Source organism: Rhodococcus mengyinensis (assembly GCF_048381435.1).
Taxonomy (GTDB): domain Bacteria; phylum Actinomycetota; class Actinomycetes; order Mycobacteriales; family Mycobacteriaceae; genus Rhodococcus_F; species Rhodococcus_F opacus_D.
In genome coordinates this window covers 249,520-271,055 of the sequence record NZ_JBLWIT010000038.1, presented here as the reverse complement: position 1 = coordinate 271,055, position 21,536 = coordinate 249,520, and the positions used below count along the sequence as shown (strand labels likewise).

22 protein-coding genes are annotated in these 21,536 nt (G+C 68.0%); 14 read left to right on the top strand and 8 right to left on the bottom strand.

The annotated features are described in order from the left end of the window. The first annotated feature begins 155 nt into the window (after window positions 1-155). From ACNJ7E_RS06025 to ACNJ7E_RS06010, 4 genes are read left to right on the top strand one after another with little or no spacing between them, the layout of a single operon-like run. Window positions 156-809, top strand: a complete 654-nt coding sequence (locus tag ACNJ7E_RS06025) for a DJ-1/PfpI family protein (RefSeq protein ID WP_418339371.1) — start codon at window positions 156-158, stop codon at window positions 807-809. An 11-nt stretch (window positions 810-820) separates the two neighbouring features. Further along, the gene (locus ACNJ7E_RS06020) at window positions 821-1,129 is read left to right on the top strand and encodes a hypothetical protein (protein ID WP_280778745.1); all 309 of its coding nucleotides are present in this window, start codon (window positions 821-823) and stop codon (window positions 1,127-1,129) included. 11 nt (window positions 1,130-1,140) lie between these two features. Beyond that, window positions 1,141-2,025, top strand: coding sequence for a phosphoribosylaminoimidazolesuccinocarboxamide synthase (locus ACNJ7E_RS06015; RefSeq protein ID WP_009477882.1), 885 nt, complete (start codon window positions 1,141-1,143; stop codon window positions 2,023-2,025). 3 nt (window positions 2,026-2,028) lie between these two features. Next, complete coding sequence (locus ACNJ7E_RS06010) at window positions 2,029-4,158, top strand: S9 family peptidase (protein WP_418339370.1); 2,130 nt, start codon at window positions 2,029-2,031, stop codon at window positions 4,156-4,158. 99 nt (window positions 4,159-4,257) lie between these two features. Here ACNJ7E_RS06010 and ACNJ7E_RS06005 read toward each other — a convergent pair whose 3' ends face one another. The 4 genes from ACNJ7E_RS06005 to ACNJ7E_RS05990 form a co-directional block, all read right to left on the bottom strand. After that, a complete protein-coding gene (locus ACNJ7E_RS06005) occupies window positions 4,258-4,437 on the bottom strand; it encodes a hypothetical protein (RefSeq protein WP_015888663.1) in 180 nt (59 codons plus the stop codon). A gap of 161 nt (window positions 4,438-4,598) precedes the next feature. Next, window positions 4,599-5,123, bottom strand: a complete 525-nt coding sequence (locus tag ACNJ7E_RS06000; protein ID WP_418339369.1) for an LppP/LprE family lipoprotein — start codon at window positions 5,121-5,123, stop codon at window positions 4,599-4,601. A gap of 81 nt (window positions 5,124-5,204) precedes the next feature. Then, on the bottom strand, window positions 5,205-5,894 hold the full coding sequence (locus ACNJ7E_RS05995; protein ID WP_283330650.1) for a response regulator: 690 nt from the start codon (window positions 5,892-5,894) through the stop codon (window positions 5,205-5,207). Next, the gene (locus ACNJ7E_RS05990; protein WP_418339368.1) at window positions 5,891-7,456 is read right to left on the bottom strand and encodes a sensor histidine kinase; all 1,566 of its coding nucleotides are present in this window, start codon (window positions 7,454-7,456) and stop codon (window positions 5,891-5,893) included. Before ACNJ7E_RS05990 ends, ACNJ7E_RS05995 begins: the two co-directional genes overlap by 4 nt. Before the next feature lie 160 nt (window positions 7,457-7,616). Between ACNJ7E_RS05990 and ACNJ7E_RS05985 the strand changes: the two genes are divergently transcribed. The 3 genes from ACNJ7E_RS05985 to ACNJ7E_RS05975 all read left to right on the top strand — a co-directional run bounded on the left by ACNJ7E_RS05985 (window position 7,617) and on the right by ACNJ7E_RS05975 (window position 10,382). Beyond that, a complete protein-coding gene (locus tag ACNJ7E_RS05985; protein ID WP_418339367.1) occupies window positions 7,617-9,002 on the top strand; it encodes a cation:dicarboxylate symporter family transporter in 1,386 nt (461 codons plus the stop codon). An 82-nt stretch (window positions 9,003-9,084) separates the two neighbouring features. Beyond that, window positions 9,085-9,579 carry a glutathione peroxidase gene (locus tag ACNJ7E_RS05980; protein ID WP_219456744.1) on the top strand — a complete coding sequence of 165 codons (495 nt, stop codon included), beginning with the start codon at window positions 9,085-9,087 and terminating at the stop codon, window positions 9,577-9,579. Between the two features lie 98 nt (window positions 9,580-9,677). Beyond that, a complete protein-coding gene (locus tag ACNJ7E_RS05975; RefSeq protein ID WP_280778738.1) occupies window positions 9,678-10,382 on the top strand; it encodes a DUF2334 domain-containing protein in 705 nt (234 codons plus the stop codon). Window positions 10,383-10,428: 46 nt separating this feature from the next. Here the strand turns inward: ACNJ7E_RS05975 and ACNJ7E_RS05970 are convergent, their stop codons facing one another. Continuing rightward, window positions 10,429-11,076 (bottom strand): MBL fold metallo-hydrolase, encoded by a 648-nt coding sequence (locus ACNJ7E_RS05970; RefSeq protein ID WP_418339366.1) that lies wholly within the window; start codon window positions 11,074-11,076, stop codon window positions 10,429-10,431. A gap of 131 nt (window positions 11,077-11,207) precedes the next feature. On the opposite strand from ACNJ7E_RS05970, the gene purS reads away from it, so the two are divergent. Both purS and purQ read left to right on the top strand, forming a co-directional pair. Continuing rightward, entirely contained in the window at window positions 11,208-11,447 is a 240-nt protein-coding gene (gene purS / locus ACNJ7E_RS05965; protein ID WP_005244409.1) for a phosphoribosylformylglycinamidine synthase subunit PurS, read from the top strand. Further along, entirely contained in the window at window positions 11,444-12,121 is a 678-nt protein-coding gene (gene purQ / locus ACNJ7E_RS05960; protein WP_009477892.1) for a phosphoribosylformylglycinamidine synthase subunit PurQ, read from the top strand. The genes purS and purQ overlap by 4 nt, the downstream gene beginning before the upstream one ends. Before the next feature lie 44 nt (window positions 12,122-12,165). Here purQ and ACNJ7E_RS05955 read toward each other — a convergent pair whose 3' ends face one another. Together ACNJ7E_RS05955 and ACNJ7E_RS05950 are read right to left on the bottom strand one after the other, a co-directional pair. Further along, the gene (locus tag ACNJ7E_RS05955) at window positions 12,166-12,459 is read right to left on the bottom strand and encodes a WhiB family transcriptional regulator (RefSeq protein WP_105412928.1); all 294 of its coding nucleotides are present in this window, start codon (window positions 12,457-12,459) and stop codon (window positions 12,166-12,168) included. A gap of 57 nt (window positions 12,460-12,516) precedes the next feature. Continuing rightward, window positions 12,517-13,164 carry a HemK2/MTQ2 family protein methyltransferase gene (locus ACNJ7E_RS05950; RefSeq protein WP_280778734.1) on the bottom strand — a complete coding sequence of 216 codons (648 nt, stop codon included), beginning with the start codon at window positions 13,162-13,164 and terminating at the stop codon, window positions 12,517-12,519. Window positions 13,165-13,360: 196 nt separating this feature from the next. Between ACNJ7E_RS05950 and malQ the strand changes: the two genes are divergently transcribed. Further along, a complete protein-coding gene (malQ, locus tag ACNJ7E_RS05945) occupies window positions 13,361-15,466 on the top strand; it encodes a 4-alpha-glucanotransferase (protein WP_418339365.1) in 2,106 nt (701 codons plus the stop codon). Between the two features lie 9 nt (window positions 15,467-15,475). Here the strand turns inward: malQ and ACNJ7E_RS05940 are convergent, their stop codons facing one another. Then, window positions 15,476-16,066: a TetR/AcrR family transcriptional regulator gene (locus ACNJ7E_RS05940; RefSeq protein WP_317569909.1), complete on the bottom strand. Its 591-nt coding sequence runs from the start codon at window positions 16,064-16,066 to the stop codon at window positions 15,476-15,478. A gap of 94 nt (window positions 16,067-16,160) precedes the next feature. Between ACNJ7E_RS05940 and ACNJ7E_RS05935 the strand changes: the two genes are divergently transcribed. The 4 genes from ACNJ7E_RS05935 (at window position 16,161) to purL (ending at window position 21,535) form a co-directional block, all read left to right on the top strand. After that, on the top strand, window positions 16,161-17,366 hold the full coding sequence (locus ACNJ7E_RS05935; RefSeq protein ID WP_418339471.1) for a macrolide family glycosyltransferase: 1,206 nt from the start codon (window positions 16,161-16,163) through the stop codon (window positions 17,364-17,366). A gap of 40 nt (window positions 17,367-17,406) precedes the next feature. Continuing rightward, window positions 17,407-17,760: a VOC family protein gene (locus ACNJ7E_RS05930; protein ID WP_378455753.1), complete on the top strand. Its 354-nt coding sequence runs from the start codon at window positions 17,407-17,409 to the stop codon at window positions 17,758-17,760. Window positions 17,761-17,785: 25 nt separating this feature from the next. Further along, window positions 17,786-19,069 carry a M18 family aminopeptidase gene (locus ACNJ7E_RS05925; RefSeq protein ID WP_418339364.1) on the top strand — a complete coding sequence of 428 codons (1,284 nt, stop codon included), beginning with the start codon at window positions 17,786-17,788 and terminating at the stop codon, window positions 19,067-19,069. Between the two features lie 144 nt (window positions 19,070-19,213). After that, the gene (purL, locus tag ACNJ7E_RS05920) at window positions 19,214-21,535 is read left to right on the top strand and encodes a phosphoribosylformylglycinamidine synthase subunit PurL (RefSeq protein ID WP_283354473.1); all 2,322 of its coding nucleotides are present in this window, start codon (window positions 19,214-19,216) and stop codon (window positions 21,533-21,535) included. Window position 21,536: the final 1 nt, after the last annotated feature.

The following is a 21,536-nucleotide window of genomic DNA, read 5'->3' as shown; positions in this document are numbered from 1 at the left end:
AGATGACGATGCGAAATGCAGAAATCTGCGGGGATGGCGTGGCGACAATCTGTTGGTATGTGGCGAAAATGCCAGTTCTCCGGTCTCGATCGGCTGGCTAACGTCACTAGCGCCTCGTGTACTCGGCACGAGGCTGACAGGGAAAGGCACCACGGATGCATGTCCAGATCGCGCTGTTCGACGGGTTCGATCCGCTCGACGTCATCGCTCCCTTCGAGGTACTGCACGCGGGTGGCCTGTACGCCGACGGCGCGCTGACCGTCGAATTGGCCTCCGCCGAGGGCGTGCGTGAGGTCCCGAGCGGAACGGCGCCGCTGAGTCTGCGGGCCGCCGCCACGCTCGACGCGTGCCGGGCCGATGTGATCGTCGTGCCGGGTGCGTCGGGGCGCGTGGAGGAGCGCACCGAGGGCGACGGCACCATCCCGAGAATTCTCGGACGGACCCTCGAGACACGGCTCCCCGAAGTACTGCGGGAGGCCTGTGCCGACCAGGACCTGATCGTCGCCACCGTCTGCGGTGGGTCGCTCGTGCTCGCGATGGCAGGACTCGTCGAAGGCCGCCACGCCGTCACCCATCACCTGGGGATGGATCTGCTCGACGCCACCGGGGTGGTCGCCGTGGACGCCCGCGTCGTCGACGACGGTGACCTCGTCACCGCGGCCGGCGTCACCTCAGGTCTGGACCTCGGACTGTATTTACTCGAACGGGAACTGGGCCCGCGCATCGCGCACGCGGTCGAGACATTGTTCGCCTACGAGCGCCGCGGCACCGTCTGGCGTGCCCGTGGGCTCGAACCCACCACCATCTGAGGAGCAGAGCCATGTCTGTCGACGGCACCTGGAACGTCGTGATCGCCACGCCCATCGGAAAGCAACGAGTCGAACTGACCTTCGTCACGCAGGACGGGGAACTTCGCGGCATCGCTCGCGGAGCCGCCGAGGAAGTCCCGCTCACCGACCTGACACTCGACGGGAACCGGCTCACCTGGTCTCAGTCCATCACCAAGCCGCTGCGCCTCCACTTGCAGTTCGATGTCCTCGTCGAGGGCGACGAGATGACGGGGAAGTCGACGGCGGGACGTCTGCCCAGCTCGAAGGTCAGCGGCCGCCGGTCGGTGCCCGACCGATAGGCTGGGTCACCGTGCGCCCCTCACTCGATTCATACGCCCATCTGGCCGGTGGCAAGGTCCGCGACCTCTACACGATCGACGACGAGCACCTCCTGTTGGTGGCGAGCGACCGGATCTCCGCCTACGACCACGTCCTCAGCACCCCGATCCCGGACAAGGGGCGGGTGCTCACCGCGATGAGCGTCTTCTTCTTCGGCGTCCTCGGCGGCAACAACCATCTGGCCGGTGAACCCGACGACAGCCGGATCCCCGAAGAGGTCCTCGGCCGCGCGCTGGTGGTCCGGAAGCTGGACATGGTCCCCGTCGAGTGCGTGGCCCGCGGCTACCTCACGGGGTCGGGACTGCTCGACTACAACGAGACCGGCGCGGTGTGCGGCGTCGCACTGCCCGAGGGCCTGGTGGAGGCGAGCCAGCTTCCCGACCCGATCTTCACGCCCGCCAGCAAGGCGGAACTGGGCGAGCACGACGAGAACATCAGTTTCGAGGCCGTGGTCGAGAAGGTGGGCCAGGACCTGGCCGTGAAGCTGCGCGACGACACCCTCGACATCTACGGCCGGGCGTCCAACTTCGCCGCGGACCGGGGCATCATCCTCGCGGACACCAAGCTCGAGTTCGGACTGGACCCGCAGGGCAACCTGGTTCTCGCCGACGAGGTCCTCACCCCCGACTCGTCCCGGTACTGGCCGGCCGACGGGTACGAGGCCGGGAAGGTGCAGCCGAGCTTCGACAAGCAGTTCGTCCGCAACTGGCTCACCGGCCCCGAATCCGGCTGGGACCGCGCGTCCGACACTCCGCCGCCGCCGCTGCCCGCCGAGATCGTGGAAGCGACCCGCGAGCGGTACATCGAAGCGTACGAGCGGATCTCGGGTCTGTCGTTCGCGGACTGGGTGGGCTGAGACATGACCTCCAAAGGCGCGAAACTGACCCCGCCGGTCGCGAAGACGGTGCCCACTGAACGCGTCCACCACGGTCACACGTTCGTCGACGAGTACGAGTGGCTGCGCGACAAGGAAGACGCCGAAGTCGTCGCGTATCTCGAGGCCGAGAACGCGTACACCGAGCAGCAGACCGCGCATCTCGCGCCGCTGCGGGACCAGATCTTCCAGGAGATCAAGTCGCGCACGCAGGAGACCGACATGTCGGTTCCCACCCGGATGGGCGACTGGTGGTACTACGCCCGCACCATCGAGGGCAAGCAGTACGGCGTCCAGTGCCGGGCACCGATCGCCGGTCCCGACGACTGGACCCCGCCGGAACTGGCTCCCGGTGTCGAACTGCCCGGTGAGCAGGTGCTGCTCGACGGCAACGCCGAGGCCGAGGGACACGACTTCTTCTCCATCGGCGCCTTCTCCCTCAGCCACGACGGCACGCTCCTCGCGTACTCGGTCGACGTGGTCGGCGACGAGCGCTACACGCTGCGCTTCAAGAACCTCGTGACCGGCGAACTGCTGCCCGACGAAATCCCCGAGACCGCACCCGGCGCCACCTGGGCCATCGACCACAGTCACGTCTTCTATCTCACCGTCGACGAGTCCTGGCGCCCCGACACCGTGTGGCGGCACAAGCTCGGCACCGACCGCGCGCAGGACGTCACCGTGTTCCACGAGCCGGACGAGCGGTTCTGGGTGTCGGTCGGGTCCACCCGGAGCGAGAAGTACCTCATGATCTGGGTGGGGTCGAAGATCACCAGCGAAGGCTGGGTGCTCGAATCGGAGAACCCCGAGGGCGAGTTCCGGGTGGTGCTGCCGCGACGCGAGGGCGTCGAATACGGCGTGGAGCACGCGGTGGTCGCGGGGGAAGACCGCTTCCTGATCATGCACAACGACGTCGTCGACGGTGAGAAGGCCGAGAACTTCGTGCTCGCCGACGCGCCGGTGTCCGACCCGACGTCGCAGACCATCCTCATTCCGCACCGCTCCGACGTGCGGTTGGAGGAGGTAGACGCGTTCGCCGACCACCTCGTGCTCGGCTACCGCCGGGAGGCGTTGACCCGGCTGGCGATCTGGCCGCTCGGTGAGGACGGCTACGGCGAGTTCACGGAGATCGAATTCGACGAGGAACTCTTCAGCGTCGGGCTCGGGGCCAATCCGGAATGGCGGCAGCCGACACTGCGGATGGCGTTCACCTCGTTCATCACGCCCGGCCAGGTCTACGACTACGTGCTGTCGACGGGCGAACTCGCCCTGCGCAAGTCGCAACCCGTGCTCGGCGAATTCGATGCCGGCAACTACGAGCAGCAACGCGACTGGGCCGTCGCCGAGGACGGGACGCGCATCCCGCTCTCGATCGTCCGGCGCAAGACGAACGGCGTCGACGACCCCGCCCCCACCCTCCTCTACGGGTACGGATCGTACGAGGCCAGCATGGATCCCGCGTTCTCCGTCGCGCGGCTGTCCCTGCTCGACCGCGGAGTGGTGTTCGTGGTCGCGCACGTGCGCGGCGGCGGCGAGATGGGCAGGCACTGGTACGAGACCGGCAAGACGCTCACGAAGAAGAACACCTTCACCGACTTCGTCTCGAGCGCACAGCATTTGATCGACACCGGACGCACCACGCCGCAGCAGATGGTCGCCGACGGCGGCAGCGCAGGCGGTCTGCTGATGGGTGCGGTGGCCAACCTGGCACCCGAACTGTTCGCCGGAATCCTCGCCAACGTTCCCTTCGTGGACCCGCTGACGTCGATCCTCGACCCCTCACTGCCGCTGACCGTCATCGAATGGGACGAGTGGGGCAACCCGCTCGAGAACCCCGAGGTCTACGAATACATGCGCTCGTACAGTCCGTACGAGAACGTCGAGGCCAAGGACTACCCGGCCATCCTCGCGATCACCAGCATCAACGACACCAGGGTGCTCTACGTCGAACCGGCGAAGTGGGTCGCCAAACTGCGCGCCACCAAGACCGGCGACTCGCCGCTGCTCCTCAAGACGGAGATGAGCGCCGGGCACGGCGGTGTCAGCGGACGCTACGAGAAGTGGAAGGAAGTAGCGTTCGAATTCGCCTGGGTGCTCGACACGATCGGCAATTAGGTACGGCGGCACCCCGCCGAGGAATTATTTCGGCGTGTGAAAAGCATCGGCGTGCGAGGCGGAAGTCGGAGTGTCAGGACGCTTTCCGCCTCGCCCGGCTCAGATGCAGAAGCTGATGCTGGCCGACCCCAGTGGCAGGTTGAGGCAGACGGCGATCGAACCGACTGCCGGGGTCGGTGAGGGCGCAGCCGGTGCGGCGACAGCTGCGGGAGCAGCCAGAGTACCGAGTGACAGGGTCAATGCGATTGCGGCGAGTGTGGTGGCAATTCTGCTAGACATGTGAAGGTCCTTGACTGAGTTACTGCGAGCCGGAGGTGACTCCTCTACAATCGTCCACCGATGTGATGCAGGTCACAACCTCTGGCGGAGCTTTTCTCGACCGTCTCCGGTGGCCCTGTTCGCGTCACGTCAATGCCGTTGCGCCACAGTGGTATCGAATGTCACTTGTAGGAGTCGAGCATCTCCTGCGGTAACGGCTGCTCCATGACCACCCGGGAGCCGTCCCAGGAGTAGGTGATCACCGCGGGTCCGCCCGACGGGCAGCAGTTGGCGTCCTGCTCGCCGAGCCACCTGTACTGCACCGAGACGGAGTCGTCGGTGGACCCGACCACCCGCGTGTAGGCATACGATTCGGCTGTCGCGGTGCCCAGATAAGTGCCGTCGTGGAAGAACAGCACCTGGGTCGGCGAACTCACCGTTCCCCTGGGCGTCTCCGCCGTGGCCCACAGCAGTGCGGGGCAGTTCTCGCCGGCGGCCTCGGACGCAGTTCCCGGTACCCACGGTTCGCCACCCGGTGCGTTGCCGAGCGACGCGAACGCGCCGGTGACCAGCGCGGAATCGAGATCGAGGCAGAGCCCGGCCTGCGCTACGGCCGGGGTGGGTGCCCCTGCGGTGCCGTTTCCGGTGCACCCGGTGAGCGCGGTCGCGGCCGCGACGGTCAGAAATGCTGCCACGTGAGTCTTCATGTGCTCTCCCTGCATCGTCCCCGACAGGAATTACTTCGCCTCACTCACTGTCTCGCGTGGCGTGGCCGGTTCGTTACGGGGTCAGCGCAGCGCGTACCGAATCTGCGGGCGCCCCGCCCGGCCGTACTCGGTGTGCCGGGCGAGCACCCCGTCGTCGGCGAGGCGTTCGAGATACCGCCAGGCCGTGACCCGCGAGACCCCGATGCTGGCCGCCACCTCGGCCGCCGTCAGCGGTCCCGCAGCGTCACGGACGCAGGCGGAGACGTGGTCGAGTGTCTGTGGTGCAACGCCTTTCGGGGACGCCGCGCGCTCGTCGGAGGTGCGCAGCGCCGACATCGCCCGATCGATGTCGTGCTGACTCAACGCGTTGCTTCCGGCGGGCAGGGCGTCGCGGAATTCCCGGTACCGCTCGAGTTTGTCGCGGAACGCCGCGAACGTGAACGGCTTGAGGAGATACAACGCGATTCCGCGTGCAACGGCGGTGCGGACCATCTCGAGGTCGCGGGCCGAGGTCACCGCGATCACGTCGGGGCTCGGTCGCACGCCACTCAGTGCCGCCGCCACGTCGAGTCCGCTGGCATCCGGCAGGCCGATGTCGAGGAGGACGAGGTCGATGGGGTCGTCGCTGCCGTTCGCGGCGGCGACCGCGCGCATCGCGCTGTTACCGTCGTGAACGACCGTGTGGACCGAAAAACCCGGAATGCGTTCCACATACGCCCGATGCGCCTCGGCGATGAGTGGTTCGTCCTCGACGATCATCACACGGATCACGAGGCGTCACCCTCGATCGGGATCTCGACGACGATCATCGATCCGAGCGACGGCTCCGTGTGGATCGCCCCGCCGTGCCGCGCCACGACCTGGGCCACCAACGCCAGCCCGAGCCCGCGCTGACCTGACTTGGTGGAGTAGCCGCGCGTGACCGCCTTGTCGAGTTCGTCGGCGGGAATACCCGGGCCGCTGTCGGCCACCCGTACCACCATCATCGAATCCTCCTGACGGACGGTCACTTCCACCCACGCATCCTCTCCGGGGGACTCCGTCGCACCGCGGGCGGCGTCGATCGCATTGTCCACGAGATTACCCACCAGCGTGACGAGTTCACGCGCACTGAGCGACGCGACGGGTCCGAGTGCGGTGTCTTCGGTGACGGTCAGGTCGACTCCCCGTTCGGCGGCCACACCCACCTTGCCGAGCAGCAGTGCGGCCAGAGCGGGTTCGTGCACCGCCGTCATCAGGCGGTCGATCAGTTCCTGCGACAACCGCAGATCCTCGGTGGCGAACGCGATCGCGTCGTCGTAGCGGCCCAGTTCGACCATCGTGATGATCGTGTGCAGGCGGTTCGCCGATTCGTGGGCCTGCGACCGCAACGATTCCGCGAACCCGCGCACGGAGTCGAGTTCACCCATGATGCTTTGCAATTCGGTGCGATCGCGCAGTGTCAGCACCGTCCCCAGGCGCTGCCCCTCCCACGTCACGGGCTCCCGGCTGACGAGCAGCACGCGGTCGGGGGTCACGTGCACCTCGTCCCGGGAATCGTCGCCCTGCGTCTGCCGAAACGACTCCGGCAGCGCGGCCACCGGGACCGGGCCTTCCGGGAGATCGAGGAGCCGGCGCGCTTCGTCGTTCACCACCTCGGCCTTCGCGGTGTCACTGCTGTCGCGGCCGAGCACCACCAGGCCCTCGCCGATCGAGTGCAGGACGGCGTCGTGATGCTCGTACATCTGCCGCAGCTCGTCCGGCGCCATCCCCAGTGTCTGACGGCGCAGGCGCCTGCTGAGCAGGAACGAGCCGGCCGCCGACACCGCCAGACCGATCGCGGCGACCGCGAAGATGGTCGGCAGACTTGCGGCGAACTGGTCGCCGATCTTCTCACGCGTGACGCCGACGGACACGAGACCCGCGATCCGGTCGCCGTCGTACACCGGGGCCACGGCCCGGATCGACGGTCCCAGCGAGCCGGCATACGTCTCCGTGAACGTCTCCCCGCGGAGCGCGCGCTCGATGTTGCCGGAGAACACCCCGCCGATCAGCTCCGGATTGGTGTGGGTGAAGCGGATGCCGGCGGGCGTCATCACGACGATGAAATCGGTGCCGGTCGCGGCACGGATCCGCTCGGTCTGGGGCTGGAGAACCGCCGTCGGGTCGGGGGACCGCAAAGCCTCGACGGTGCCGTCCGACAGCGCGAGCGTGGTCGCGACGGCCGTGACGGCACGTCGGGTGGTCTCGTCGCTGTCGCGACGCTGGTCGACGATGGCCAGCGCGGTCCCGGCGCCGATGACCAGCACCAACACGACGAGCTGCAGGAGGAAGAGCTGCCTCGCGACGCTCATGGGCCGTCTCGGCGGATGGTGCGGCAATGCATTTCTCCTGAACGTAATGAACACAAACTTCTCCAGCCAAGCGATCGCTTAGAAGATTCTTCCAAGACGTGATCGCGGTCACTAACCGGCCTCACCGATCAGCTTGCCACTCGAATTGGAGGACAATCCCATGAGTACTGCGACAGGGAAGACCAAGAAGCGCGACCGGACACACTGGTTGTACATGGGGGTCATCGTCGCCGTCGTCGCGGGCGTCCTTGTCGGATGGCTGGCTCCGGGAGTCGGCAAGTCGCTCGGCGTGCTCGGCACGATGTTCGTCGACCTCATCAAGATGATGATCAGCCCGGTCATCTTCTGCACGATCGTGCTCGGCATCGGATCGGTGAAGGCCGCCGCCAAGGTCGGCAAGGTCGGCGGACTCGCCCTCACCTACTTCATCGGCATGTCGACGGTCGCGCTCGGCATCGGCCTGGTGGTCGGCAACCTGCTCAACCCGGGCTCCGGCCTGAACATCAGCGCCGACACCGCGGGCACCGGAGCGGCGCTCGCCGAGAAGGCCCACGGCGCCGGCGGCACCATGGACTTCCTCCAGTCGATCATCCCCACGTCGCTGATGTCGGCGCTGACCGAGGGAAGCGTGCTGCAGACCCTGTTCGTCGCGCTGCTCGTCGGCTTCGGACTGCAGGCCCTCGGCAAGCAGGGTGAGCCGATCCTGCGCGCTGTCGGCTCCGTGCAGAAGCTCGTCTTCAAGATTCTGTCGATGATCCTGTGGCTCGCACCGATCGGTGCCTTCGGTGCCATCGCGAACGTCGTCGGCCAGACCGGTCTCGGCGCCGTCGTCCAGCTCGCCACGCTCATGCTCGGCTTCTACCTGACCTGCCTGATCTTCGTGTTCGGTGTCCTCGGATCCGTGCTCCGCGTCGTCGCAGGCGTCTCCATCTTCAAGCTGGTCCGGTACCTGGCCCGCGAGTACCTGCTGATCTTCGCCACCTCCTCGTCCGAGTCGGCCCTGCCCCGTCTGATCGCGAAGATGGAACACGTCGGCGTCGAGCGCACCACCGTCGGTGTCGTCGTCCCCACCGGCTACTCGTTCAACCTCGACGGCACGGCGATCTACCTGACCATGGCTTCGATCTTCATCGCCGACGCAATGGGCCAGCCGCTGTCCTTCCCCGAGCAGCTGTCGCTGCTGGTGTTCATGATCATCGCGTCCAAGGGTGCTGCCGGAGTCAGCGGCGCCGGGCTCGCCACCCTCGCAGGCGGCCTGCAGAGCCACCGTCCCGAACTGCTCGACGGCGTCGGCCTCATCGTCGGTATCGACCGGTTCATGTCCGAGGCCCGCGCGGTCACGAACTTCTCCGGCAACGCCGTCGCCACCCTGCTCGTCGGTTCCTGGACCAACACAATCGACAACGAGCGCGTCCGCACCGTCCTCGACGGCAAGCTCCCGTTCGACGAGTCGACGATGGTCGACGACGGCCACGGCGAGGTCGTCGAAGAGCAGGCCACCGAGACCCCTGCCGCCGACGAGCCGCGGGTCCTCGTGAAGAGCTGACACCCACTCCGAAGTAAACCTCTGTGCGCCCGGGCGATTCGAAGCCTGGGCGCACAGAGGTTTGTTGGCTACGTTGGTGCGCATGACGACACCTGTTCAGAACATCGGCATCAACACACTCGGCGGCACCCCGACCTCGCTCGGCGAATACGACGGTCGCGCCGTCCTCGTGGTGAACGTCGCCTCGAAGTGTGGACTGACCCCGCAGTACAAGGGCCTCGAGAAGCTCGCCACCGACTACGCCGACCGCGGACTGACCGTGATCGGCGTCCCGTGCAACCAGTTCATGGGCCAAGAGCCCGGCACCGCCGAAGAGATCGAGACCTTCTGCTCCACCACCTACGGCGTCACGTTCCCCCTGTTGGAGAAGATCGAGGTGAACGGCGAGAACCGGCACCCGCTCTACGAGGAACTGACCAAGGCCGCCGACGCCGAGGGCGCCGCGGGCGACATCCAGTGGAACTTCGAGAAGTTCCTCGTCGCACCCGACGGCACCGTGGTGAAGCGGTTCCGTCCCCGCACCGAGCCCGACGCCCCCGAGGTCGTCGAGGCCATCGAGGCGGTCCTGCCCAAATAGGCGGCTTCGCCGCTCGTGCGCCTTTTCGGTAGCTCCCACTACCGGAAAGGCGCACGAGCTTTGCTCGCTGTTCACGTTCACCTGTCACGCTGAGGACCATGACCGGACAGCTGATCGTGTCGGTGTCAGGAATCAAGGACGAGACGCGCGACTTCGCGGCCGCGTTCGCCGAGGAGATGGATGCGCGCGGCGTGCCGCTGTCGCTGCTCGTCGCCCCGCGCCTGAAAGACAAGTATCGACTGGTCAACGACCCTGTGACGCAGGACTGGGTCCGCGCGCGCCGATCCCGCGGCGACGCCGTCGTCCTCCACGGATACGACCAGGCCGCGACCAAACGTCGCCGGGCCGAGTTCGCCTCGCTTCCCGAACACGAGGCGCGGCTGCGACTGCTGGCGGCGGACCGGGTGATGGAACAGACCGGACTGCGCACCAGACTGTTCGCTCCGCCCCGCTGGCTGGCGTCGCAGGGCGCCGTCGCGGCACTGCCGTCCGCCGGGTTCCGGCTGCTGGCCACGATGACCGCCATCCACGACCTCGAACGCGAGACGTCGGTGCGGTCGCGGGTGCTGGGGATCGGTGAGGGATTCCGCGCCGAACCGTGGTGGTGCCGGGCGCTCGTCCTCGGCTCCGGACGGACCGCCAGGCGTGGGGGCGTGGTGCGCCTCGCCGTCACCGCGAAGCAGTTGGGCACGTCGGGACCTCGGCAGGCGATGCTCGACGCCGTCGACCTCGCGCTCTACCACGACGCCCGGCCGCAGGTGTACCGCTGGGAGCCGCGGATCCCGCAGATCGGTGCCGCCTGACCCGTGAGTACTTATTAACCGCCCGCGGTTAATAAGTACTCACGGGTCAGGCCACCTCGACGCTCAACTCGCTCGGCATCGTGCGGAACTCGGTGCCCTCGGGCGCCATGTCCGAGTAGCGGCCGTAGAAGATGCCGGTGGCCTCGTTCGCGATGATCGCCTGGTGGATGGGCACCGCGACCCGCGGTGCGACGGCGCGCAGGTAGTCGATGGCCTCGGAGATCTTCAGCCACGGCGCCGCGGCGGGCAGCGCCAGCACGTCGACCTTCTGCTCCGGAACGAACAGTGAGTCGCCCGGGTGCATCAGCCGGGCGGGGTTGCCGGCGTCGCCGAGCAGGAACGCCGTGTTGTCGATCACCGGGATGTCGGGGTGGATCACCGCGTGCCTCCCACCGGTGCCGGTGACGTGCACGTCGCCGATGTCGAACTCGTCGCCGGCGTGCACCCCCGTCCACGCGCCGCCGAGCTGGGCCGCGGTCTGCGGGTCCGAGTACAGCGCCGCGCCGGGGTTCGCCTCGACGAGGGCGGGCAGTCGTTGCTGGTCGACGTGGTCGGGGTGCTGGTGGGTGACCAGGATCGCGTCCAGTCCGGTGATGCCCTCGAATCCGTGGGAGAAGTTGCCCGGATCGAAGAGGATGGTGGAACCGTTCAACTCGACGAGGACGCAGCTGTGGCCGAAGTGAGTCAGTCGCATGAATTCGAGTATGCGCCTGCATGCATGGCTCGTCCCGCTCGTCCGATGCGAACCGCAGGCAGGTAGCCCGGTAAACTTCCGGGTGCCCGGTGTTCCACTCTGGGCTCGCGCACTACTACAAGGAGCAGCACGTGGCCCGTGTCGTCGTCGAAGTCATGCCCAAGGCCGAGATTCTCGACCCCCAGGGGCAGGCCATTGTCGGAGCGCTGCCGCGGCTCGGCTTCGCTGGAGTTTCCGATGTCCGTCAGGGCAAGCGGTTCGAGCTCGAGGTCGACGGCAGTGTCGACGACGCTCAGCTCGAGAAGATCGCCGAGGCCCTGCTGGCCAACACGGTGATCGAGGACTGGACCGTGAGGCGCGTCGAAGCATGAGCGCCCGCGTCGGAGTCATCACTTTCCCCGGCACCCTCGACGACGTCGACGCCGCCCGCGCGGTGACCCTCGCCGGCGGCGAGGCCGTGAGCCTGTGGCACGGCGACGCCGACCTCAAGGGTGTCGACGCCGTCATCGTCCCCGGTGGCTTCTCCTACGGCGACTACCTGCGGTGCGGCGCCATCGCACGGTTCGCGCCCGTCATGGGCAAGGTCGTGCAGGCCGCGCAGGGCGGCATGCCCGTCCTCGGTATCTGCAACGGCTTCCAGGTTCTGTGCGAAGCGGGCCTCCTGCCCGGCGCGCTCACCCGCAACGAGGGCCTGCACTTCATCTGCCGCGACGAGTGGCTGAAGGTCGAGGCCACGTCGACGGCGTGGACGTCCCGCTACGAGTCGGGTGCCGAGATCCTGGTCCCGCTCAAGTCCGGCGAGGGCCGCTACCAGGCGTCGGAGAACGTCCTCGACGAACTCGAGGGCGAGGGCCGCGTCGTGTTCCGCTACGTCGGCGACAACCCGAACGGTTCGCAGCGCGGTATCGCAGGCATCTCCTCGGCCAACGGCCGCGTCGTGGGCCTCATGCCGCACCCCGAGCACGCCACCGAGGCCCTCACCGGCCCCAGCGACGACGGGCTCGGCATGTTTTACTCCGTCCTCGACAGCGTCATCTCCGCCTGAGCCGACCGGCACCGTGTGTGGCCGCAGGCCTGCACGGTGCCGGATCAGACGGCGACGGTTCCCTCGCCGTGCTGGGTGATCCCGCGGCGTTCGGACGCGGTGAGCCCGCCCCAGATTCCGAACGGTTCGGTCACGCTCAGGGCGTGGTCGCGGCATTCGACGAGAACGGGGCAGCGACGGCAGATCGCTTTCGCGCGACGTTCACGGTTGCTGCGGGCGTTACCCCGCTCGCCGTCGGGATGAAAGAACACGGACGATTCGACGCCGCGGCACAGGGCGTGGATCTGCCAGTCCCAGGCCTCGGTGTTGGGGCTGGGAAGGCGAGTGGATGACGGCATGTCGGCTCCCTCGGAGTGTCGTCGGCACTGAAAAGCGTTGTGGCACAATATCGATATCTACTTGACGGCGCGGATCACCACGATCTCTTCACGGGTCTGGCCGACCTCGATGAGCCCTCTCCGCTCGAGCATGCCTCTGCGTTCGACGAGGACCGGTCCGAAGGGGATCTCGGCGGTCGCGGCGATGTCGACCCGCATGTTCTGTTCCTCGAGCATCGTCAGAGTTTTCTCGACTCCGCTCAGGCTGGACTGCGCCAGCAGGAGGACGCCACCGGCGACGAGAACGTCGGGGGCCTGGCAGCAGATCCGATCGAGCAGTGCGCGACCGTTCTTGCCCGCGTCCCAGGCCCGCGCCGGACCGCGGTCGGGGACCGAGTCGACCAGTGCCGGCACGTATGGCGGGTTGGACACGACGACGTCGAACCGTTCCCCGCGAACCTGCTCGATGAGATCGCCGTGGATCACCCGGATCCGGTGCCCTCCGACAAGGGCATTGAGTCTGATGCTGATCGCCGCTCGCCTCGACACGTCCACCGCGGTTACCCGGCCCGCACCCGCGGCGGCGGCGCGCACGCTCAGCGCGCCGGTCCCCGCACAGAGGTCGAGCACCCGGGAATGGGGGCCGAGTGGCTCCGCCGCCAGGACGTCGGCCAGCAACTGCGTATCGTGTTGCGGGCGATAGACTCCGGGAAGACGTAGCAGCATCGAAGACTCCTCGGTCGCCGGTCGCATCGTGGTGCGTCCACGGCATTCCCCTGCGGGCTCACCGTGGACGCCGTGCGTCTGATTACTTCACAGTTACCCCGGTCGACGCAGGGTCAATCACGCCGATGCGCTCCGACCGCGGTGGCACGGGTCGGAAGTCGCGCAGATTCCGGGGTGAACTGGCACGATCGACGGGGTGACGTACACCGAGCAGTTGCGTGACCTCGCGGCCCGGCACGGGGTGGCGACGTCGTACTGGGGTTGGGATCAGCAGCGCCACGACGTCCGTGACGACACACTCCGCAGCGTCCTCGCAGCCCTGGACGTTCCCGCCGCAACGGAGGGCGAGGTGCGGCGCGCCCTGTCCGAATGCGACGCGGCACCGTGGCGACGGATGCTGCCGCCCGTCGTCGTCGGCAGGGAAGGGTCCGAGACCCGTTTCGTGGTCCACGTTCCGCACGGCGAGGCGGTGGACGTCACGATCGACACGGAGTCCGGCGGGACGGTCCCGGCACGCCAACTCCAGGTGTGGGTCGATCCGCGGGAGGTCGACGGCGCCCTGGTCGGCCGCGCGACGTTCGTCGTTCCCTCCGACGTTCCGTGCGGGTGGCACGCGGTGCGGGCGTCCACCTCGCACACGTCGTCGTCGTGCACGCTCGTGGTGACGCCGGCACGATTGTCGACGTCCGACGCGCTGAGCGACCGCCGACGCTGGGGTGTGCTGACGCAGTTGTACTCGATCCGGTCGCGTCGGTCGTGGGGTGTCGGGGACTTCGGCGACCTCGCGGATCTCGCCTCGATCTTCGGGTCCGTTCACGGCGCCGACTACGTGCTGGTCAATCCGCTGCACGCCGCGCAGCCCCGGCCACCGATCGAGGCGTCGCCGTACCTGCCGACCACCCGCCGCTACGTCAACCCGATGTACATCCGTGTCGAGAACATCCCGGAGACTGCGTACCTCTCGACGCGACGCCATGCGCGGATGCGCGACGCCGCAGCGCGATTCGAGCGGGCGAACGACCGGTCCGACCGGATCGACCGCAACCCGTCGTACCGGGCCAAACTCCGGGTGCTCGAACGGGTCTTCCGGATCGAGCGCAGCCCGAGCAGGCAGCACGCGTTCGAGGAGTTCTGCCGCGTCGAGGGCGACGGACTGCGGGACTTCGCGACCTGGTGCGCGCTCACCGAGAAACTGCCGCCCGACGACCCGCGATGGACGACGAAGGCCGGTGCGCCCGACAGCGACTGGGTGCAGGCGCAGCGGCGCAAGCTCGCGCCGCGAATCGAGTTCTACTCGTGGCTGCAATGGGTATGCGACGAGCAGCTTTCCGACGCCCAGGACGCGGCGAGGGCGGCAGGCATGGACATCGGGATCGTGCACGATCTGGCGGTCGGGGTCCAGCGCGGGGGTGCGGACGCGTGGTCGCTGGGAACGGCCCTGGCAGAGGGCATTACCGTCGGTGCGCCTCCCGACGACTTCAATCAGCAGGGTCAGCAATGGAATCAGCCGCCCTGGCGACCGGATCGGCTGGCCGAACTGGGGTACGCCCCGTACCGCGACATGCTGCGCACCGTGCTGAAGCACGCGGGTGGGCTGCGGGTCGATCACATCCTGGGGCTGTTCCGGTTGTGGTGGATCCCCGCCGACGCGGAGTCGCCTGCGGCCGGAACGTACGTCTCCTACGACCACGAGGCTCTCGTCGGGATCCTCGCGCTCGAGGCCGAGCGGGCGGGCGCCGTGGTGATCGGTGAGGACCTCGGGGTTTTCGAACCCGAGGTCCAGGACTACCTCGCCGAGCGCGGAATCCTGGGGACGTCGATCCTGTGGTTCGAGCACGACGGTGAGCGGCCGACACCGCCGGAGCAGTACCGGACCCTGTGCCTGACATCCGTTACCACGCACGATCTTCCGCCGACCGCCGGATACCTGGCCGGCGAACACATCGAATTGCGCTCGCGGCTCGGGCTCCTCGAACGCGACCTCGAACTCGAGAAGGAACACGACACAAGGCAGCGTGACGCCGTACTGCAATTGGCGCGCGACCGCGGACTGCTGGCCGACGACGCGTCGATACCCGACACCGTGAAGGCGCTGTACCGGCTGATCGACCGCAGCCCGTCGTTGCTGACGGGTGTCGCGCTCGCCGATCTGGTGGGGGAGTACCGCATCCAGAATCAGCCGGGCACCGACGAGACCCAGTATTCGAACTGGAAAATTCCCCTCGCCGACGCGTCGGGGCGTGCCGTCCACGTCGAGGACCTGGCGGACGGCGATTTCGGGTTCGTGAGCGGCGCCCGCTGATCCCGGCCGTCAGGGTGCGAGGGCGCGCATCGCCAGGTCGACGACGGCGTCCGCGTGGTCGTGGGTGAGGGGATGTGCTCCGCTCTGCCAGCGGTAGAACATCGGCGCCATGAACAACTCGAACGCGAGGGTGAGGTCGATGTCGGGCCGCACCTGCCCGGCGTCCTGCGCGGAGCGGAACCGCGCCGCGACGAACTCGAACTGCGGCCGGTAGATCCGCTCGACGATCTGTTCCTGCAGTTCGGGGTCCTGCAGCGATTCGATGGACAGCGCCCGGAACAGCGGTTCGAAGTCGGGTGAGGTGAACTCGTCGACCGTGGCCCGCAGGACCAGCCGCATGTCGGCGGCGAGGTCGCCGGTGTCCGGCAGGGCCATGGCCTCCTGTGCCCCGGCCGCGTTCTGTTCGTGGAGGGTGTCCACGACGAGTGCGCCCTTGGATCGCCACCACCGGTAGATGGTCTGTTTCCCGACCTTGGCGCGCGCGGCGATGCCTTCGATGCTGATCTTCCCGTAGGGCTGTTCGCGGATCAGTTCCTGCGTGGCCTGCAGGATCGCGGCGCGGGACCGTTCGGAACGGCGGGGAGTGTCGGCGGACGGCATGAACGGATCGTAGACCAGACGAGACGTATCGTCTTGACTCGACTCGCGCCCCGTGTCACTCTTGAACGAGACGGACCGTTCCGTATTCGAGAGGATGAAGATGACCCGATCACACATCGCCATGGTCAGCATTCCGGCGCCCGGGCACGTCAACCCGAGCCTGGAGATTCTCCGCGAACTCGTCACGCGCGGTCACCGCGTGACGTACGCCAACGACGCCGCCGTGAAGGACGTCGTCGAGAGCACCGGAGCGGAATTCAAGGAGTACACCTCGACGTTGCCGCGCGTGAACACCGCAGGTGCGACGGAGGAGTCCGAGAAGTCCTGGGACGGCGACACCATCGATCAGCTCACTCTGTTCCAGGCCGAGTACGAGTCGATGCTGCCCCAATTGCGGGGGCTGTACGAGGACGACCGCCCCGACCTGTTCCTGTACGACATCGCGGGAGGACCCGCCCGCGTCCTCGCCGAGGAATGGGGCGTGCCGATCGTGCAATTGTCGCCGACGTACGTGGCGTGGGAGGGCTACGAGGACGACATGAAGTCGTTCGTGGACACGATGCGGGCGGACCCACGCGGGGCGGCACTGTACGAGCGGCAGGGGAAGTTGCTGCGGGGCAACGGTGTCGAGACGGACCCGGACGAGTTCTACGGGCGCCCGGCTCGGGCGGTCGTGCTGATCGCGAAATCGATGCAGCCCAACGCCGATCGGGTGAACGAGGACGTCTACACGTTCGTCGGACCGGCTCTGCCCACCCGGCGGCCCGCCGACGGCCGGTGGCAGCGCCCGGCAGGCGCGGGGAAGGTGCTGCTCGTCTCGCTCGGCACCGCGTTCACCGATCACGCCGACTTCTACCGGCGCTGCATCGAGGCGTTCGGCGACCTCGACGGCTGGCACGTCGTCCTGCAGATCGGGCAGCACGTCGACGTCGCCGAACTCGGGACCGTGCCCGGCAACGTCGAGGTCCACCGGTGGGTGCCCCAATTCGACATCCTCGGGCAGGCCGACGCGTTCCTCACCCACGCCGGCATGGGCGGGTCCAGTGAGGGAATGTTCACGGGAACGCCGATGATCGCTGCGCCGCAGGCCACCGACCAGTTCGAGAACGCCGACGCGCTCGTCGCCGCGGGAGTCGCGGTGCGAGTGGACAGTTCGGACGTGTCGGCAGCCGAGTTGTGGGACGCCCTCGCGCACGTCGACGCCGAGCCGGTCCGGCGCCGCAGCGCGGAGCTTGCCGCCGAGTTGCGTTCTGCGGGTGGAGTGGACGCCGCCGTGAAGGTGATCGAGGAGTTCCTCTGAAGCCGCGAAACCTGTCGGTGGTCACGTCTACTCTGCGGGCATGGCACTCACACTCGGCATGATCACGTTCGACACGACGGATCCGGGGCCCCTCGCGAAATGGTGGGCGAAGCAGACGGCGGGCACGATCGAGCAGGAGAACGACGGCTGGTTCTACGTCGTCGCCCTTCCGGAATCCGCGCAGAAGCTGGCGTTCCAGAAGGTCGGCGACCCCACCCCGGGGAAGAACCGCATCCACCTCGACCTGGCGTCCGACGACCTCGACGGCGAGGTGGGCAGGCTCAGTGCCGAGGGCGCGACGGAGGTCGCGCAGCACGAGATGGGCGACTTCCGGTGGGTCACGCTCGCCGATCCCGACGGCAACCAGTTCTGCGTCTCGGGTCCCCACACGTGACAGCGGGTCCTGCATGATTGACCCCATGCCTTCCACTACGTGGGCCGACGCCCAGGGACTCTGCACCTTCGTCGATGCATCACCGTCGCCGTTCCATGTGTGTGCGACGGTGTCGATGTTGCTGACCGGCAACGGTTTCACCGAGTTGCACGAGACCGACTCGTGGCCCGGCGAGCCCGGCCGGTACTTCCTGGTGCGCGGCGGATCCCTGATCGCGTGGAGTACCGAAGGGCTGGGCCGGACGGCGCCGTTCCGCATCGTCGGCGGGCACACCGACAGCCCGAACCTGCGTGTCAAGCAGCACCCCGACCTGTCGTCGGCAGGGTGGCAGCTGGTGGGTCTCGAACCGTACGGCGGTGCGTGGCTCAACTCGTGGCTCGACCGCGACCTGGGCATCTCCGGGCGGCTGAGCGTGCGGGCCGGCAACGCGGTCGAGGAGAAACTCGTCCGCGTCGACGAACCGATCCTGCGCGTGCCGCAGCTGGCGATCCACTTGTCCGAGGACCGCAAGGGCGTCCACCTCGATCCGCAGCGCCACCTCAACGGGGTGTGGGGCGTGGGGTCCGAACGCCGCTCGTTCATCGACTTCGTGGCGGACCGGGCGGAGGTGCCCGCCGACGCGGTGCTCGGGTGGGAACTGATGACCCACGATCTCGCGCCCAGCGCCCTCGTCGGAACCGAACAGGACCTCGTCAGCGCGCCGCGACTCGACAACCAGGGCACCTGCTACGCGGGCACCCAGGCGTTGCTGGCGGCGGCCGAGAACCCCGGTGACCGGGTGCCGGTGCTCGCGCTGTTCGACCACGAGGAGGTGGGGAGCATGTCCGATCGGGGCGCGTTCTCCGATCTGCTGAGCACCGTGCTCGAGCGCATCGTCCTCGGCCGTGGCGGTGGTCGCGAAGAATTCCTGCAGACGATGGCCGGATCGATCTGCGCGTCCGGGGACATGGCGCACGCCACGCACCCCAACTACCCGGAGCGGCACGAGCCCGCACACCACATCGCCGTCAACGGGGGACCGGTGCTCAAGGTCAATCAGAACCTGCGCTACGCCACCGACGCGGCCGGAGCCGGCGCGTTCGCCCTCGCCTGCGACCAGGCCGGCGTTCCGCTGCAACGGTACGTGCACCGGGCCGATCTACCGTGCGGTTCGACCATCGGCCCGATCACCGCTTCCAGGACCGGGCTGAGCACCGTCGACGTGGGCGCCGCGCAGCTCGGAATGCATTCGTCGCGGGAGCTGATGGGCGCCCGCGACGTGCGTGCCTACTCCGACGCGCTTGCGGCCTTCCTCACACCGACGGCGTGAGGGAAGCGGGGCGAGGAGCGCCAGGTCGGTACCGGAACGAGCCGCCGGATAGACTGACGTACGGCTCGTCGCCACCCGGCTTGCGCCGACCGTGACTCCCGGCTTGCCTCTCTTGACTCCCGTAGGGAAGGGACCCCACCTCCAGTGTCAGCACACCCGGTCGACACCGTCACCGCCGCCACCGCGACCCCCGACGTCGCACAGCCCTTCAAGGAACTGGGGCTGAAGGACGACGAGTACGCCCGCATCAAGGAGATCCTGGGCCGTCGCCCCACCGAGGCCGAGCTCGCGATGTACTCGGTGATGTGGAGCGAGCACTGCTCCTACAAGTCGTCCAAGGTGCACCTGAAGTACTTCGGTGAGACCACGACCGACGAGATGCGTTCCTCGATGCTCGCGGGCATCGGCGAGAACGCCGGTGTCGTCGACATCGGTGACGGCTGGGCCGTCACGTTCAAGGTCGAGAGCCACAACCACCCCTCCTACGTGGAGCCCTACCAGGGTGCGGCCACCGGCGTCGGCGGCATCGTCCGCGACATCATGGCCATGGGTGCACGTCCCATCGCCGTCATGGACCAGCTGCGCTTCGGTGCGGCGGACGCCCCCGACACCCGACGCGTCGTCGACGGCGTGGTGCGCGGTGTCGGCGGCTACGGCAACTCGCTCGGCCTCCCCAACGTCGGCGGCGAGACCGTGTTCGACGCGTCGTACGCCGGTAACCCCCTCGTCAACGCCCTGTGCGCCGGCGCGATGCGCGTCGAGGACTTGCACCTCGCCTTCGCGTCCGGCGCCGGCAACAAGATCATCCTGTTCGGTGCGCGCACCGGCCTCGACGGCATCGGCGGCGTGTCCGTCCTCGCGTCGGAGACGTTCGACGGTGACGAGAGTGGGGACGAACACGAAGCCGAAGGCGGAGCTGGAGCATCGAAAAGCCGGAAGAAGCTGCCCGCCGTGCAGGTGGGCGATCCGTTCACCGAGAAGGTGCTCATCGAGTGCTGTCTCGAGCTGTACGCCGCGAAGCTGGTGGTCGGTATCCAGGACCTCGGCGGCGCCGGCCTGTCCTGCGCCACGTCCGAGCTCGCCGCGGCCGGCGACGGCGGCATGCACATCAACCTCGAGCAGGTCCCGATGCGGGCCACCGGCATGACCGCGGCCGAGGTGCTGTCCAGCGAGTCCCAGGAACGCATGTGCGCGGTCGTCACCCCCGACAACGTCGACGCGTTCATGGAGGTCTGCAAGAAGTGGGACGTCCTCGCCACCGTCATCGGTGAGGTCACCGACGGCGAGCGGCTCACCATCTCCTGGCACGGCGAGACCGTCGTCGACGTGCCGCCGCGCACCGTCGCCCACGAGGGCCCGGTGTACGAGCGCCCCGTGCAGCGTCCCGCGAGCCAGGACGCCCTCGTCGCCAACACCACCGCCGGACTGACGCGTCCCGAATCGGCCGACGAACTGAAGGCGACCCTGCTGAAGATGCTCGCGTCCCCGGCGCTGTGCAGCCGCAAGTGGATCACCGAGCAGTACGACCGCTACGTGCGCGGCAACACCGTCCTGGCCGAGAACGCCGACTCGGGCGTGATCCGCGTCGACGAGAAGACGGGCCGCGGCATCGCGCTCGCCACCGACGCGTCCGGCCGCTACACCGCGCTCGACCCGTACGCCGGCGCCCAGCTGGCGCTCGCCGAGGCCTTCCGCAACGTCGCCGTCACCGGCGCGACCCCGAAGGCCGTCAGCAACTGCCTGAACTTCGGGTCCCCCGAGGATCCCGGCGTCATGTGGCAGTTCCAGCAGGCCGTCCGCGGTCTGGCGGACGGCTGCGCGAAGCTCGGCATCCCCGTCACCGGCGGCAACGTCAGCTTCTACAACCAGACCGGGTCGACCCCGATCCTGCCCACCCCGGTGGTGGCCGTGCTCGGCGTCATCGACGACGTGCACCGTCGCATCCCTACCGGTCTCGGACTGGAACCGGGCGAAACGCTGATCCTGCTCGGCGACACCCGCGACGAGTTCGACGGGTCCATCTGGTCGCAGGTCGAGCACGGCCACCTCGGCGGCGTGCCACCGAAGGTCGACCTCGAGCGGGAGCAGTTGCTGGCCGACATCCTCCTCGCGGCGTCCCGCGACGGGCTGGTGTCCGCGGCGCACGACCTGTCCGAAGGCGGTCTCGCGCAGACCGTCGTCGAGGCCGCGCTGGCCGGGGAGACGGGCTGCCGCATCCTGCTTCCCGACGACGCCGATCCGTTCGTCACCCTGTTCTCCGAGTCGTCGGGCCGCGTGCTCGTCGCGGTCCCGCGCACCGAGGAAACTCGCTTTACCGGTATGTGCACGGCCCGTAATCTCCCGTGGGTGCGCATCGGTGTGGTGGACGAGGGGTCCGATTCCGTCGAGGTCCAGGGCCAGTTCTCGGTCTCGCTGGCCGAGCTGCGCACGACGTTCGAGGGAACTCTGCCGGCATTGTTCGGGTGAT

Coding starts and splice junctions, on each gene's coding strand:
- ACNJ7E_RS05985 (WP_418339367.1), top strand. CDS start 7,617: ATGAGTACTGCGACAGGGAAGACCAAGAAGCGCGACCGGACACACTGG.
- ACNJ7E_RS06010 (WP_418339370.1), top strand. CDS start 2,029: ATGACCTCCAAAGGCGCGAAACTGACCCCGCCGGTCGCGAAGACGGTG.
- ACNJ7E_RS05970 (WP_418339366.1), bottom strand. CDS start 11,076: ATGCGACTGACTCACTTCGGCCACAGCTGCGTCCTCGTCGAGTTGAAC.
- ACNJ7E_RS05955 (WP_105412928.1), bottom strand. CDS start 12,459: ATGCCGTCATCCACTCGCCTTCCCAGCCCCAACACCGAGGCCTGGGAC.
- purQ (WP_009477892.1), top strand. CDS start 11,444: ATGAGCGCCCGCGTCGGAGTCATCACTTTCCCCGGCACCCTCGACGAC.
- ACNJ7E_RS06000 (WP_418339369.1), bottom strand. CDS start 5,123: ATGAAGACTCACGTGGCAGCATTTCTGACCGTCGCGGCCGCGACCGCG.
- ACNJ7E_RS06020 (WP_280778745.1), top strand. CDS start 821: ATGTCTGTCGACGGCACCTGGAACGTCGTGATCGCCACGCCCATCGGA.
- ACNJ7E_RS06025 (WP_418339371.1), top strand. CDS start 156: ATGCATGTCCAGATCGCGCTGTTCGACGGGTTCGATCCGCTCGACGTC.
- ACNJ7E_RS05925 (WP_418339364.1), top strand. CDS start 17,786: ATGCCTTCCACTACGTGGGCCGACGCCCAGGGACTCTGCACCTTCGTC.
- ACNJ7E_RS05980 (WP_219456744.1), top strand. CDS start 9,085: ATGACGACACCTGTTCAGAACATCGGCATCAACACACTCGGCGGCACC.
- ACNJ7E_RS05950 (WP_280778734.1), bottom strand. CDS start 13,164: ATGCTGCTACGTCTTCCCGGAGTCTATCGCCCGCAACACGATACGCAG.
- ACNJ7E_RS05935 (WP_418339471.1), top strand. CDS start 16,161: ATGAAGATGACCCGATCACACATCGCCATGGTCAGCATTCCGGCGCCC.
- ACNJ7E_RS05940 (WP_317569909.1), bottom strand. CDS start 16,066: ATGCCGTCCGCCGACACTCCCCGCCGTTCCGAACGGTCCCGCGCCGCG.
- ACNJ7E_RS05990 (WP_418339368.1), bottom strand. CDS start 7,456: ATGAGCGTCGCGAGGCAGCTCTTCCTCCTGCAGCTCGTCGTGTTGGTG.
- ACNJ7E_RS05975 (WP_280778738.1), top strand. CDS start 9,678: ATGACCGGACAGCTGATCGTGTCGGTGTCAGGAATCAAGGACGAGACG.
- ACNJ7E_RS05930 (WP_378455753.1), top strand. CDS start 17,407: ATGGCACTCACACTCGGCATGATCACGTTCGACACGACGGATCCGGGG.
- ACNJ7E_RS06005 (WP_015888663.1), bottom strand. CDS start 4,437: ATGTCTAGCAGAATTGCCACCACACTCGCCGCAATCGCATTGACCCTG.